The organism is Okeania sp. (genome assembly GCF_035285525.1).
GTDB lineage: Bacteria > Cyanobacteriota > Cyanobacteriia > Cyanobacteriales > Microcoleaceae > Trichodesmium.
Map to the genome: position 1 here is coordinate 1 of NZ_JAYKGW010000108.1, position 13,107 is coordinate 13,107.

Here is a 13,107-nt window from a genome sequence, read left to right on the forward strand (position 1 = left end):
GGGGGCGGGTTTATTTCACTTTAGGAAAACTGCTTAACTCACTTGAAAAACCCGCCCTACTAATATGGGGGGCGGGTTTATTTCACTTTAGGAAAACTGCTTAACTCACTTGAAAAACCCGCCCCTACTGATCCTGAAAAACCCCCCCTACTAATTTTATCTCAAATCGGTTCTACAGGAAATTTAAGCCTTCTTCGTTCTTCCTTCTTCTCCCTTACCCTGATAACTTTTTTCCTAAACCAATAGTTTTTATGACAATTATGTGAGACCTTAATAACAGTTATTTAAGGAAAATTATCTATGTCTAACCCTGGACAATATCAAACTTACACCCTTTCTGATGAATCAACTCAGTCTGAAGTCCTAGTTGTTCCTGAAAGAGGAGGGGTTGTTACTGACTGGCGCATTCAAGACCAAAAAGTATTTTATATGGATGAAGAACGTTTTGCCGATCCTACTCTTTCAGTGCGTGGTGGTATTCCTCTATTATTTCCTATTTGTGGCAACTTGCCTGATGATACCTACACCCTAGATGGAGAAACTTACAAACTGAACCAACATGGTTTTGCTCGTAGTCTTCCTTGGGAAGTTACACAACAAGAAAATGGTACAAGTATGACTGTGACTCTCCGCAGTAATGAGCAAACTTTAGCAGGATATCCATTTAATTTTGAGTTAAATTATACCTATATTTTACGGGGTAATACTCTAGAATTACGATATGCTCACACTAATTTATCGGAAAAACCTATGCCGTTTTCTACAGGTATTCATCCTTATTTTGCTGTGAGTGATAAGACTCAATTAGAGTTTGATTTACCTTCAAATAAATATCAACTCAAAGGCGACCAAACTATTAATACTTTTGCTGGAGACTTTGATTTTAATGCCGAAGAAATTGATTGGGCGTTTATTAATTTGTCAAAACAATCAGCAGTAGTTACTGATAAAAGTCGGAATTTAAAGTTAACTATTAACTACGATAGTAATTATTCAACTTTAGTTTTTTGGACGGTAAAAGGTAAAGATTTTTATTGTTTAGAACCTTGGACTGGTCCTCGGAATGCAATGAATACTGGCACACATTTATTAATTGCTGAACCTGGTAAAACTGTGGAAACAGTAATTAGTATGACAGCAAAATTGGGTTGATTTTAATAGGAGTTACGCAAAGAAACCCGGTTTCTACCCTCGTACCGGGTTTCTTATAACACTTCCTTTATTAACAAATTGAATATCAATTAGGGTTTAGTGACAGGCAAGATGCCTGTGTTACACATTTCTATAAACTAGAAGCACGAATGGCTGCACCAATTAATCCTACTTGAGGATTTAACACTATATGAACAGGCACTTTTTCTAATAATACTCTCATTCGTCCCTTACTTTTAAAAGCTTCCATAAAACTGCCTGACTTCATTAGCGGGAGAATTTTAGCAGCGATACCTCCTGCTACATATAAACCACCATAAGGTAAAAGTTTCAATGCTAAATTTCCTGCTTCTGCTCCATAAGCTGACACAAACATCTCCAAAGTTTGCTCACATAAGCGATCGCTCTTTTCTAAGGCAGCTTTCCCAATAACTGCTCCTGGATCTACAGTAATTTCATTTGAACCAACTTCTTTTTCCCACTGTCTGACTAGATCGCCTATTTCTACAGATTCTGTGGCAGATTGGCGATCGCGTAAAAATTGATAAATTGCCACTATTCCCATTCCGGAAACTACCCTTTCCACAGATATTCTGTCTAGGTTATGCTTTGCCAACAAATATTGTAATAGTTGAAATTCTAATTCAGAGCGGGGTGCAAAATCTGTATGACCTCCTTCTGTGGCATAAACTTTAATTTCCTTGGCTCCGCGAATCAAAAAACATTCTCCTAATCCTGTACCAGCACCAAGTACAGCTATGGGAGCGTCAGGTTGAAGTTCTCCTGGTTGTAGAGTTTCCAAGTCATCAGCGGTTAAACCCAAAATTCCATAACCTATGGCGGCAAAATCATTAATTAAACTAATTTGAGATATGTCTAATTCTTTTTCCATCTGTTTTCCATCGAGCATCCAAGGGAGATTGGTTAATTTGACTGTATTGTTGACAACTGGTCCAGCAATGGCAAAACAGGCTTTTTCTGGTTGTTGTGTTTCTCCTAATTTTTCGGTTGCTTCTGACAGAAACATTTTGACTATCGGTACTAAGTCGGGAAAATTTTGACTAGAGTAACTATTATCATAGAGATTTTGCAGTTTTACCCCAGCTTTTGATTCATCTGGTTGTGCTTCTACTAATTGGAGTATGGTTTTAGTACCGCCAATATCACCAGCTAATAATAATGTCATAAATTATATCCTTTTGAGTAACTATTTCAATTTTATTGTCATATTTTGTTTAGTTACATATTTTTTCACAAATCATTTAGAATTGTCATAAATCAGTTATTCAATTTAATGATGAATATTAGTTTGAGTCCTGAACAAGAAAAATTTATTTAATCCCAGATTATTAAGAGCAAATATGTCAATGTTCAACAGGCGATCGATTCAGCTTTAAAATTGTTGGCAAAACAAGAGGCTATTCCTAGACAATTAGAGGGAAAATTAAGTTATCAACTTGATGATTTAGCAGGAGTTGGGAATGAAGCTGATGAAATTGAATTTTTAGAGAATACAAAGCCTTTTAGAGAGATTGAGACAAATTCATGGAAATAAAGCTAATTTTATTAGATACTAATGCTTATGATATATGGATTCCAGCTACAGGATTACAGCACGATTTAGCATTGTTTAGTTATGACAAAAATTTTCAAAATGTAGATGGATTAACTTCAGGTACTTGTCGATATGATTTGATAGTTAAATAAGTTCTTTTTCTGATAGATAGAATCAAAAAAAAAGATGATATTTTAGATGAAATGAAGAGCGATCGCTCAAATTATTTACAGAAATTACGCATAAACTAGCGATCGCCTTTTCTCCTAAATTATCGAGGGTTCTTTATTCTTCCTTATTTCTGTTTTCAGTTAATTTTACTAATCGTTGAACTTCCTCCAAAGGTAAATCTAAATATTCAGCAATAGTTTCTAAGGTTAAGCCTAAACGCATCATATTAGATACAGATTTTAAGTTAGCTTCATCTTTGCCTTTAGCTTCGCCTTCATCTTTACCTTCAGCAAAAGCTTCTTGATAGACTTTAGTTTTTTTCAATTCACTTAAACCTAACATGGCTTCAATCTCCTTTCTAGTTTTTTGAGGTAATTTATAAACGACAATTGTTTGAATTAGATTAATTAAATCTGCTTGAATCTTTGGCTGAATAATTTCTTCTTGAGCTTGAGAAATTAAAGATTTAGCCAAATTAACCGCTTGAGTTTCTGGCTCAATTACCAGTTTAACAACTCCTACTCCTAATGAACCACTGACAGTTTCTGACAATTCGTTTAAATAAATCCGTTGGACTTGACTTGAGGCTAAAATATTGCCAAAGTGCTGATTGTGTTCCCTTTCGATACTACGACTGGGATAAATAACAACTACTTGCCAAGGATTGGGGATTTTATATTGTCGTAAAAAGAGAAATAATTCGGCAAATATACGATAATAGAGGTCATCATCTGGTTGAAATTGGACTTCAACTAGGTAAAAAGGTTTGTTAGGGTTGTTGTCTGTTGGTAAGAATAAACCATCTAAACGAAAAGACAATTGTTTGACTTCGCGGGAGGTAAATTCATAAGTTTGAGTCTTGGTATTGGGTTGGTTAATTAGTTCAAAGAAAAATTCCGGAAATTCCAGAAATATTTGATAGAAAATACTGTCTGTTTTCACAATATTTATAGTTGATTGGCAGTAGAAATATTTTACTTTTTTTTTGAAAAATTATGAAATAAATTAATTTGTTATTCATCTATCATTACCTAGATAAGTTTTTGTTGGGTTGCGAGATACCCTTAACCCAACCTACTAAATTTAGACAAAACTTATGGATAACTAAAGTTCTTCTTTCTTTTCAGAATATAGTTTTTGCAACTCATCTGTTGAGGAAATATGGGGAATTTGAGAAACAATTTCCTCTAAAAATTTCATATTATTAATTGCAGAAACTTCCGATAATATTGCTATGGCTTCATCACCAAATTTTATTTTTAAACTCATTTCTATTGCTAATAATAATGCTTGTTTTAGTTGAGAAATTTCTGCATTTTTTTGGGAAATTTCCAAAATATTTTGAGAAATTTCTGCATTTTTTTGGGAAACTTCTGCGTTTTTTTGGGATATTTGAACATTTTTTTCTATTGCTAATTCATCCCCTGTTTTAATCAAATTTCCATCAGCATCACACCAACGCAACCAAGTATCATTAACATTTTCAAATACACCATTCCCAAGAGTTAATCCTAGATTTATATCGGGAAATAAAGCATTATTTTTAGGAGTATAAAAAGTGCCTTGAAGTTGAAATATTTGTAGGAAAGTTTTACTTAGTTTTTGCAATGGTATCGTAGACAACATAATAAGGAATTCGTAACTTAGCATAGTCTGTTAATTTACTTCCTAATTCATTGCCTGAGGTGGGAGAAACAATTTCAATTACTACATCTGGAGATTTGCCAAATTCCCAGAATAAATAAGAGCGAACATTACGTTTCCACCATTTTTCTCCACCAGGAATATTCAAGCTTAAAAACACATCAGGTACAATTCCTGAATCTCCGACATAAGAGAATAAACCTACATTAGCAGCAACAATAAAAGGAACATTTATTGGTATTTCAGTACCACTATAAAATACAGTTGTAAGTAAACGTTGTTGTTTTTCATTAATGAAACTATCCAAGGGAGTATCATCCTCCAGAATCATATTACTGGTGTCTGGATATTCATAAGGCATAACTGTCAATTTTTGTGACATAATTATTTATTTAAAACAGGACTTACCCATGCGCAACGCAATTTTGTCCGATATGAGCGACAGCGTTTTGCTCCGCGACATGAATGGGTCGCAGTTCATCAGGATAGCAATCTCAAACCCCTATTTTTCGTACCTCATGGCTTTAGTCCTATAAAAATTACTTAATCAGGACTTACGCAAACGCACTATATATAGAGTTCCAAAACTATTGTATAATAGTTTTAAGCGCTATATGTAGAGTCACTGCGTAAGTCTTATTAATATCAGGACTTACGCAGAAACTAGGTTTATCAACAAAATCTCGTGGTTTGAACTGAACCCAGAAACCCGGTTTCTCGTAGAAACCGGGTTTCTTTGCGTCCTAAATATATTATAAATGATAACCTGTAAATAGTTTTAGCGGAGCCTAAGGGTAGCTATATTGCCTTTTTGACTTAATAATTAAAGCCTTTTCTTTCTTGCTTATTTCTGCTCCCAAAACTCGCCATCAGTAAATAACAACAGGGAACTAAATATAGCGCCACAAGTGTCGCACCACCCACACCACCAGCGATCGCTATTGCTAAAGGAGGCCAAAAGCTACCACCTTCTATCAACAAAGGAACAAACCCGATCATTGTAGTTAAGGTTGTCGCAACCACATGACGAGTGGAACCTATAACCACTTGACGAACAGCTCGACGGTTGCCTGTTGATGCTTCTTCGTCTTCCAAAATGGCAGCTAAAACTACTACTGAGTCATTAATGGCGACTCCCACTAAACCAAATGTACCGATGAGACTGGTAAAACCGAAAGGATAGCCAAATAACCACAGACTGAAAAACCCTAAACCAATAGCACAAATAGCAACTCCCCCAATAATGGCAGTTGCTCGAAAAGAATTTAAGGATAATACCAAAATTGAAGCTGCTAACAAAAAGGTAAGAGGTAGGGTAGCAAACAAACCAGATTCTGCATCACCTTGTTTTTCTGATTCTCCAGCAACTTCCAACCAATACCCGGATGGTAGTTCAAAGTTGGCATCATTTAACCTTTGTTGCCACCCCTGTAAAACTTCGGATGGTAAAATTCCAGCAGCAATAAAACCTTGAATGGAATTTATCCGTTTGCCATTACGTCTTTTAATAACGGAAAATTGTGGCTTTAATTCTACTTCTGCTAATGCTGAAAAAGGTATTGTATTAGTTGTACTAAATCGGTTTTGGTTTAGACTCGAACCTGTTGGTTGTAAGTCTAAAGATGTAATTTGATTAATGTCTCCCCGTTGAAAATTTGATACTCGCACTCGCACTGGTATTTCTTCAGTATCTTCAATTATTGAACCTCCTAAATTTCCCTCTAATGAAGTTTGTAATTGTTGGGAAAGGGATGTAGAATCTAATCCTGCTAAACGAACTTCTTCTTCATCTATTTGTAGTGATAATTGAGGTCGAATTTCGCTTAAAGTTTCACGGGTATGAGTTACATTAGGAACTTGCACTAAAAGACTTCTTACTTGTTCTCCTAATTCTTGTAAACTCTTTAAATTAGGACCATAAATTCTGATTTCTACTGGTGCATCAAAAGGAGGTCCTTGTTCTAATTTTCTAACCAAAACTTGAGCTTCAGGAAATGCAGTATCAACTTCTGCTTGGAGTGCATTAACAAATTCTGATTTAGCAGTTAAATTTAACTGTAAAAATCCTTGAGCGTAATTTGTCGCTTCTCTACCTGCTGTTATGTTGTAATAATATCGAGGAGAACTACGTCCTAAAAACCATTGTACTTCTTCAATTTCTGGATGTTTTAATAATAAGTTTCTGACTTCTATAGCCGTATTTTTAGTTTTTTCAATGGAGGTTAAACCAGGTAATTCTAATTCTATTTGTACTTGGTCTCTATCTACTTGAGGAAAGAATTGTTTGGGGAGATTGCTAACTTGAATTAAACCAATTATTGGTAAAATTAAGCCCAACAATATTCCCAACAAAGGAATGCTAAATATACTTCTTATACTGAATTGATAAACTTCAGCTAAAAAAGAATTTGTAAACCCAGTTTGCCACCATTTTTGTTGATTATTTTGGGAATAATGATGATTATTATTGTATAATTTTCCTGCTAAACCAGAACCTACTGTTAGAGACAATATTAAAGAAGAAATAACAGCTAAAATTACACTAACGCCAATAGTACCAACAAATTCTCCAGAGTTACCAGGCAACAATACAACTGGTAAAAAAGCCAAAGCAGTAGTCAAAGTTGATGCTGTTAATGGCATAAATAAATGATTAATTGCCTTATTAATAGCAGCTTCAGGTTTTAATCCAGAAATTACATTTTTATGAACTTCATCAACTACAATAATTGCTGTATCAATCAATAATCCTAAAGCTACGATTAATCCAGTTATTGACATTTGATGTAGAGGAACATTGAGAAATTTCATCATTCCTAAAACCATACAACTTGATAAAGGTAATGCCAAACCTACAACAATTGCTGATTTCCAACCCATTAAAAATACAGTAATTCCAAATACTAGAATTCCACTCATTAATAGATTCAACATCAGACTTTGTAAACGGGTATCAATATAATTACTTTGATTAAAAATAATCTCCAGTTTCAGACCTTTACCTAACTCTTTACGGAATTTTTCTATAACTGTTTCTGCTGATTTTGCCCAGAGATCTATTTGATAATCGGAATTAACAAATACAGCTAAACTTGAAGCCGGATGACCATTAATTAATGCTAGTTCCCTGGGTGGTTCAGTAATTGTTTTTCTAACTTCAGCAATATTGCTAAGTCGAGTAAACTGCCCTTGGTTACTAAAACTAATGGGAATATTTTTAATCCGTTCTAAGGAATCTAAATCTGCATCAACCTCTAGGAGTAAATCATTATTTTGACCGCGAAATTGACCGGAAGAAACTTTAGCATCGCTCTGTTTAATTTGTGCTGATAATTGTTGGGGAGTAATACCAATACTAGCTAATTGAGTTGCATCAATTTCTACTAATATTTCTTCTTGAGGATTACCAATTTCCGCGATTTTTTTTGTTCCTGGTAATTCTAATAATTCATCTTTTAATAATTCAGATAAACGGGTAATAATTGCATAATTAGGTTCAGTATCTTGCTCCCAAATCAAAGAGATAATCATCGCATAAGCCTTAGCTTCAAGTTCCTCTAATTGTGGCTTAGTTGCATCAACAGGTAATTGAGTAACTTGATTTAATCGCTCTCTAATTTTTAACCAAACTGTATCCGCATCTGTTTCTTCAACTGAATCTAATAATTCAATATTAATAATTGAAGTTCCTACCTGAGAGCTTGAATAGTAGTCTTTTATTTCTTCAATTTCAGATATTTCTGATTCTATTTTTTCTGTGATTAATGTTTCTACTCGTTCAGCATCAGCTCCCGGCCAAAAAGTTGTGATAACGGCAATGCGAGAAGTTAATTCTGGGTCTTCGAGTCGTGGCAATGTGAAAAAGGATGATATTCCCCAGGCAATAATTATTATAATTGCCAGTATTAATAATCGGAAATTTCGATAAAATAAAGTAGCCATTTTCAGTTATTAGTTTTTTTTGTTACTGATTTATATTGCAGAAATCGCTATAGAAAAATGTAGAGGTTTGGATATTAAATCCCTACAATAAAATGTTACAATATAGGTAATAATTAAGCTATTAGCAGTCAGCAAGTGTTAAGGGATAAAACTACCTAATGGACATCAAGCAGGCTTAGGAAATAAAATAGAGAACTATTGTCTTAATCCTAATCATCAAAAAGGTAAAAATCAAGCTACTCTTTTCCAAAATAAATTAGGAATTAATTTAAGTAATGCAAATATTCTTAAGGAGGCAATTAAATAAGCTGCTATTAATGAATCAGTTATTATTCGTAAAGTTAATGAGTATGGTATACACTATAACATGAAATTCTTTCTAAAAAACGATGTAGGAGAATCTTTAATCTTAGTCGCTTAGATAATTCGTTAAGGAGAAGATTTTCCTAGATTAACTAATTGTTATCCTGTCAATAAATGAGGTATATTAATGAACACATTCAAAGAATTAGATATCGTAGCTTTAACCCAAGATAGACAAACAACCCAGTTTGAAAAAGAAGCATCCATTATCTTATTTAAACGACAAGTGGGAACAATTGTTATGGAATATGATGACCAAGTATTTGAAGTTGAATTTTCTAATTCTTTAAATTTTATTTTTTCCAGACATTAATTTCGGTAATAATATATTTCTTATATTAGCAAGAGTTCGAGATGAATTTTCATTTGTCAATTTTTGAATCTAAATAACGAACTAACTGTCCAGGAGCTAATTGATTAGTTCCAGTCGTCACCACCAAATCTCCCGGTTGCAATACCCCCCGCACCAAACTCCGATTTCCCTCCGTATGCAAAACCTCAACCATCCGTTTTTCAATCTGATAAGTTCCCAGAGGTAAGTCCCAATCTGACTTTTCCGGAGAAACCAAAGCAAAACAAGCTAACAACCCCCGCTTTCCCCAAACCAAAGCAGAAGTTGGCAACCAATATCCCGTCATACTATAAGTCTTATTAACTTCCAAACGAACCACAGTACCCGGAGCGATCGCTTGCGATAATGCTAAAATCACACTTTGAGTCCGAGTCGTAGAATCTAGCTCTGGTAAAATTGACAACACTTTTGCACTATAAGTTTTATCTCCCATCCTCACTTCCTCTACACTACCTACCCTCAAACCACTAACTTGAGTCGGTGGTACTCCAACCCGAACTTTCCTTTCCCCACCCTCCACCAAGCGCACAACAGCTTCACCTGCATTCACCACAACGCCCTCATCTAAATTACGAACCGAAACAGTTCCAGTAAAAGGAGCATAAAGAATACTCTTTCTCAAAACAACTTCAATTTCCCAAATTTCTGCATCGAAACGTTTAACTTCAGCTCGTTGCGCTTCTATCTGTTCGATGCGAGTTCCAGCAATAAGTTCATCTAACTGACTTTGCACTTGACGCACTCTAGCTTTTTGCGCTTCTATCTGTTCCGAGCGAGTTCCAGCAATAAGTTCATCTAACTGACTTTGCACCTGACGCACTCTAGCTCGTTGCGCTTCTATCTGTTCCGAGCGAGTTCCTGTTTGTAATTTCTCCAGTTCACTCCGCGCTCCCTCAAGTCTAGCATTAATAGTATCAGTTTGAGTAGCAAATTCATCAAGCTGTTCTTTAGAAATAGCTCCCTGTTGATAAAGTTCTTCTCGTCTTTTTTCCTGAATTTGAGCTAGTTCTAGTTGTTCTTCTAAGTCTAGAAGTGCTAAACGAGCTGCTTCAATATCTTCGGTGCGAGTTCCCGTTTGCAGTTCTTCTAATTTGGCTTGTTCTTGAGCTAATGAGGCGCGGGTAGCTGCTATTGTTTCTATCCTCGGTCCTGTTTGCAGTTCTTCTAATTTGGCTTGTTCTTGAGCTAATGAGGCGCGGGTAGCTGCTATTGTTTCTATTCTCGGTCCTGTTTGCAGTTCTTCTAATCTGGCTTGTTCTTGAGCTAATGAGGCCCGGATAGCTGCTATTTCTTCTATCCTTGCTCCGTTTTGTAGTTCTTTCAAGGAGGCGATCGCTTTTTCTCTCTGAGCTATTAATATTCCCCGTTGGGCAATGGTTTGGCTAGTATCTAGTTCAGCAATAATTTGCCCCTTAGTTACTGTGTCTCCTTCTTCTATATATATAGATCTCAGTAAACCTGATCGTTCAAAACCAAGTTCGCTTGTCCGTTTTGCTTCGACTATTCCTGTATAACTTTGAGCAACTGAATAGGAGTTAACTAATTTTATAGGGATAGCTGGAACAGAAAGGATATTGGGAAGAGGAGTTTCTGAGATTGGTTCGGGAAAATTTTGTTGATTTTGCCAAAATCTGATACTGCCAAAAGCTATTGCTAAAATAATTACCACAAAGCCAAACCGAAGAAATTTTCGTTCTTTATTTTTGGGTTTAAAGTTCCTAGCCTCAGACTGAATTGGTAAAGGTTCTATCTCACCAGTTTTGGCAATTTCAGACTGAATTGGTAAAGTTTCTATATTATCAGTTTTGGCAGTTTCAGATAGAATTGGTAAAGTTTCTATCTTATCAGTTAAGACTTCTACTTTACCATTTTTTTCGTAGGATTTAGAGTCTAACAATTTTTTGTCTGTCATTGGTTTTTGCTCTAAAGATTATTTGTCATTTCAGTTATCAGTTATCATTCTCGTGCTTTTCAAATTTAGTTACAGCGAAAGTCCCAAGGAGACTTAAGTAATGGTGTGCATCCATAAACCCGGTTTCTTGTATCTAGGTGTGTGCCCGTTGTCAGCTACATGAGCCAAAGAATTTATTCTTTGGCTCAAAGCTAAATTCCCAAGGGGAATCAAACAATGGCCTGCATCCATAAACCCGGTTTCTTGTACCTAGGTGTGTGCCCTTGAGAGACTCTACAGTAGGGGGGCGGGTCTGGCTAGCTCAATGTGAAGAGCTACGCGCCCTTGAGAGACTCTAGAGTAGGGGGGCGGGTCTGGCTAGCTCAATGTGAAGAGCTACGCGCTCTTGAGAGACTCTACAGTAGGAGGTCTAACATTTTTTGCTTTGATATATTATAATTAAAACATACGTTTAAAACAATTGCAAGAGTAGCTAATTGATGATTAAATCGAATATAGATAGCTGCGTATTCTGGAATACAAATATTAAGATTGAATGGGTAAAAACTCAACTATTGATACAAAGGAGCGAATTATTAATGCTGCGGAGAAACTGTTTGCCTCTCTAGGTTTTGCAGGAACTTCATTAAGAGGCATAGTTCGGGAAGCGGATGTAAACTTGGCCGCCATTCATTATCATTTTGGGTCTAAAGAAGAACTATTTAGTGCAGTAGTCCAACGAGTAGTACAACCAATTATGGAAGAAAAACTACGACTATTGACAATTTTAGAAGAGTCAGACAAACTTCCTTCTGTGGCAGAAATTCTAACAGCATTTGTCACCCCTTCCCTACAAATGCTGAAACAGCCGTCAGCAGAATGTCGGATTCATGCACAATTTATAGCCCGATGTCGCACCGAACCATATCAAGTCCAGAAACTAGCAGAACCAGAATTTAGAATTGTTCAGCAAAGATTTTTGTATGTACTGACAAAAGTGCTATCCAATCAATCTCCCGCAGAATTAAAATGGAAACTAGATTTAGTAGTGGCAATGCTAGTGCGGACTATGAATCAAATGGAACACTCAGAAATTTTAAGTGAGGATAGTTCAGTTAAAGATAAAGATATTGATAAACTTGTGCAGCGTCTTGTAACTTTTATCAGTTATGGAATTAGCGCTTAAGAAGTAAGAAAATAGGTGTACCTTATAGTAATGGGAAGCGCTATGTATCAATCAGGACTTATGCAGAAACCCCATATTTTTTAGGGGCAAGCAGAACCACCATATTTTTTAGGGGTAGAGGGCATTTGCCCTATACAAGTAGTGTATTGTTCAACTGTTTAACACTTTGCGTCAATCTTGTTGGTATTAGAGATAATTTTCATTATCAATTATCCATTATTCATTATCAATTATTTATTATGCCATACAGTAAATTTACCCTAAGCAAAGCCGTAGAAAACTTTGAATTAACTATTATTGAAGGCGATCGCTTTCTACCAGAAGTTCCCCAAATTAATCCTACTGCTTTACTCAGAGATACCTTGAAAGAAACAGTACCTTGGGCGATCGCTGTGAATAGTGAAAAAGCTCGTTCTGAAGGTATTATTAATCCAGTATTATTAGAAGTCAAACGTCAGCTCAAAGGAAAAATCAGCGTTTTTTCTGGTGAAGAGTTTGCAGTACAACCAGAAATTGATTTAACTGGATATGTTGATTTTTTGATTAGTCGTTCTTCTGAACAATTATTTATTAGAGCGCCTGTGGTAGTTTTAGTGGAAGCGAAAAAAGAGGACTTGAAATCATCTCTAGGACAATGTTTAGCAGAAATGGTAGCAGCTCAACGTTTTAATCAACAGAAACAGCAACCAATTTCAACTATTTACGGTACTGTTACAAGTGGTACAGTTTGGCGATTTTTGAAACTAGAAGAGCAAACAGTTACAATAGACTTAACAGATTATCCATTGCCACCCGTTGAGCAAATTTTAAGCTTTCTAGTTTGGATGGCAAGGTAATTTCAGTTATCAGTT

General features: G+C 35.6%; 14 protein-coding genes. 7 read left to right on the forward strand and 7 right to left on the reverse strand.

From position 1 onward, the window contains the following. Nucleotides 1-300: 300 nt before the first annotated feature. Nucleotides 301-1,152 (forward strand): aldose epimerase family protein, encoded by an 852-nt coding sequence (locus VKJ25_RS10120; protein ID WP_324236508.1) that lies wholly within the window; start codon nt 301-303, stop codon nt 1,150-1,152. 130 nt (nt 1,153-1,282) lie between these two features. Here the strand turns inward: VKJ25_RS10120 and VKJ25_RS10125 are convergent, their stop codons facing one another. Further along, the gene (locus VKJ25_RS10125; RefSeq protein ID WP_324236509.1) at nt 1,283-2,338 is read right to left on the reverse strand and encodes a glucokinase; all 1,056 of its coding nucleotides are present in this window, start codon (nt 2,336-2,338) and stop codon (nt 1,283-1,285) included. 216 nt (nt 2,339-2,554) lie between these two features. Between VKJ25_RS10125 and VKJ25_RS10130 the strand changes: the two genes are divergently transcribed. Then, complete coding sequence (locus VKJ25_RS10130; protein WP_324236510.1) at nt 2,555-2,707, forward strand: hypothetical protein; 153 nt, start codon at nt 2,555-2,557, stop codon at nt 2,705-2,707. Continuing rightward, entirely contained in the window at nt 2,698-2,859 is a 162-nt protein-coding gene (locus VKJ25_RS10135) for a PIN domain-containing protein (RefSeq protein WP_324236511.1), read from the forward strand. The genes VKJ25_RS10130 and VKJ25_RS10135 overlap by 10 nt, the downstream gene beginning before the upstream one ends. Nucleotides 2,860-2,992: 133 nt before the next feature. On the opposite strand, the gene VKJ25_RS10140 is transcribed toward VKJ25_RS10135, so the two are convergent. From VKJ25_RS10140 to VKJ25_RS10155, 4 genes are all read right to left on the reverse strand, one after another. Then, nucleotides 2,993-3,820, reverse strand: coding sequence for an Rpn family recombination-promoting nuclease/putative transposase (locus tag VKJ25_RS10140; RefSeq protein ID WP_324236512.1), 828 nt, complete (start codon nt 3,818-3,820; stop codon nt 2,993-2,995). Nucleotides 3,821-3,982: 162 nt separating this feature from the next. After that, nucleotides 3,983-4,504 carry a hypothetical protein gene (locus tag VKJ25_RS10145; protein WP_324236513.1) on the reverse strand — a complete coding sequence of 174 codons (522 nt, stop codon included), beginning with the start codon at nt 4,502-4,504 and terminating at the stop codon, nt 3,983-3,985. Beyond that, a complete protein-coding gene (locus VKJ25_RS10150) occupies nt 4,470-4,904 on the reverse strand; it encodes a Uma2 family endonuclease (protein WP_324236514.1) in 435 nt (144 codons plus the stop codon). Before VKJ25_RS10150 ends, VKJ25_RS10145 begins: the two co-directional genes overlap by 35 nt. Before the next feature lie 434 nt (nt 4,905-5,338). Then, entirely contained in the window at nt 5,339-8,464 is a 3,126-nt protein-coding gene (locus VKJ25_RS10155; RefSeq protein ID WP_324236515.1) for an efflux RND transporter permease subunit, read from the reverse strand. A 145-nt stretch (nt 8,465-8,609) separates the two neighbouring features. Here VKJ25_RS10155 and VKJ25_RS24575 point away from each other — a divergent pair, with 145 nt between their 5' ends. Both VKJ25_RS24575 and VKJ25_RS10160 read left to right on the forward strand, forming a co-directional pair. Next, nucleotides 8,610-8,771: a DUF6883 domain-containing protein gene (locus VKJ25_RS24575; RefSeq protein ID WP_375340323.1), complete on the forward strand. Its 162-nt coding sequence runs from the start codon at nt 8,610-8,612 to the stop codon at nt 8,769-8,771. 183 nt (nt 8,772-8,954) lie between these two features. Further along, complete coding sequence (locus tag VKJ25_RS10160) at nt 8,955-9,140, forward strand: DUF4926 domain-containing protein (RefSeq protein ID WP_324236516.1); 186 nt, start codon at nt 8,955-8,957, stop codon at nt 9,138-9,140. Nucleotides 9,141-9,189: 49 nt separating this feature from the next. On the opposite strand, the gene VKJ25_RS10165 is transcribed toward VKJ25_RS10160, so the two are convergent. Together VKJ25_RS10165 and VKJ25_RS10170 are read right to left on the reverse strand one after the other, a co-directional pair. Then, entirely contained in the window at nt 9,190-11,091 is a 1,902-nt protein-coding gene (locus VKJ25_RS10165) for an efflux RND transporter periplasmic adaptor subunit (RefSeq protein WP_324236517.1), read from the reverse strand. Between the two features lie 93 nt (nt 11,092-11,184). Beyond that, nucleotides 11,185-11,322 (reverse strand): hypothetical protein, encoded by a 138-nt coding sequence (locus tag VKJ25_RS10170; protein ID WP_324236518.1) that lies wholly within the window; start codon nt 11,320-11,322, stop codon nt 11,185-11,187. Between the two features lie 304 nt (nt 11,323-11,626). On the opposite strand from VKJ25_RS10170, the gene VKJ25_RS10175 reads away from it, so the two are divergent. After that, a complete protein-coding gene (locus tag VKJ25_RS10175; RefSeq protein WP_324236519.1) occupies nt 11,627-12,256 on the forward strand; it encodes a TetR/AcrR family transcriptional regulator in 630 nt (209 codons plus the stop codon). A gap of 239 nt (nt 12,257-12,495) precedes the next feature. Next, nucleotides 12,496-13,092 (forward strand): hypothetical protein, encoded by a 597-nt coding sequence (locus VKJ25_RS10180; RefSeq protein WP_324236520.1) that lies wholly within the window; start codon nt 12,496-12,498, stop codon nt 13,090-13,092. Nucleotides 13,093-13,107: the final 15 nt, after the last annotated feature.

Coding starts and splice junctions, on each gene's coding strand:
- VKJ25_RS10160 (WP_324236516.1), top strand. CDS start 8,955: ATGAACACATTCAAAGAATTAGATATCGTAGCTTTAACCCAAGATAGA.
- VKJ25_RS10150 (WP_324236514.1), bottom strand. CDS start 4,904: ATGTCACAAAAATTGACAGTTATGCCTTATGAATATCCAGACACCAGT.
- VKJ25_RS10155 (WP_324236515.1), bottom strand. CDS start 8,464: ATGGCTACTTTATTTTATCGAAATTTCCGATTATTAATACTGGCAATT.
- VKJ25_RS10175 (WP_324236519.1), top strand. CDS start 11,627: ATGGGTAAAAACTCAACTATTGATACAAAGGAGCGAATTATTAATGCT.
- VKJ25_RS10145 (WP_324236513.1), bottom strand. CDS start 4,504: ATGTTGTCTACGATACCATTGCAAAAACTAAGTAAAACTTTCCTACAA.
- VKJ25_RS10120 (WP_324236508.1), top strand. CDS start 301: ATGTCTAACCCTGGACAATATCAAACTTACACCCTTTCTGATGAATCA.
- VKJ25_RS10180 (WP_324236520.1), top strand. CDS start 12,496: ATGCCATACAGTAAATTTACCCTAAGCAAAGCCGTAGAAAACTTTGAA.
- VKJ25_RS10125 (WP_324236509.1), bottom strand. CDS start 2,338: ATGACATTATTATTAGCTGGTGATATTGGCGGTACTAAAACCATACTC.
- VKJ25_RS10165 (WP_324236517.1), bottom strand. CDS start 11,091: ATGACAGACAAAAAATTGTTAGACTCTAAATCCTACGAAAAAAATGGT.
- VKJ25_RS10170 (WP_324236518.1), bottom strand. CDS start 11,322: ATGGATGCAGGCCATTGTTTGATTCCCCTTGGGAATTTAGCTTTGAGC.
- VKJ25_RS10135 (WP_324236511.1), top strand. CDS start 2,698: ATGGAAATAAAGCTAATTTTATTAGATACTAATGCTTATGATATATGG.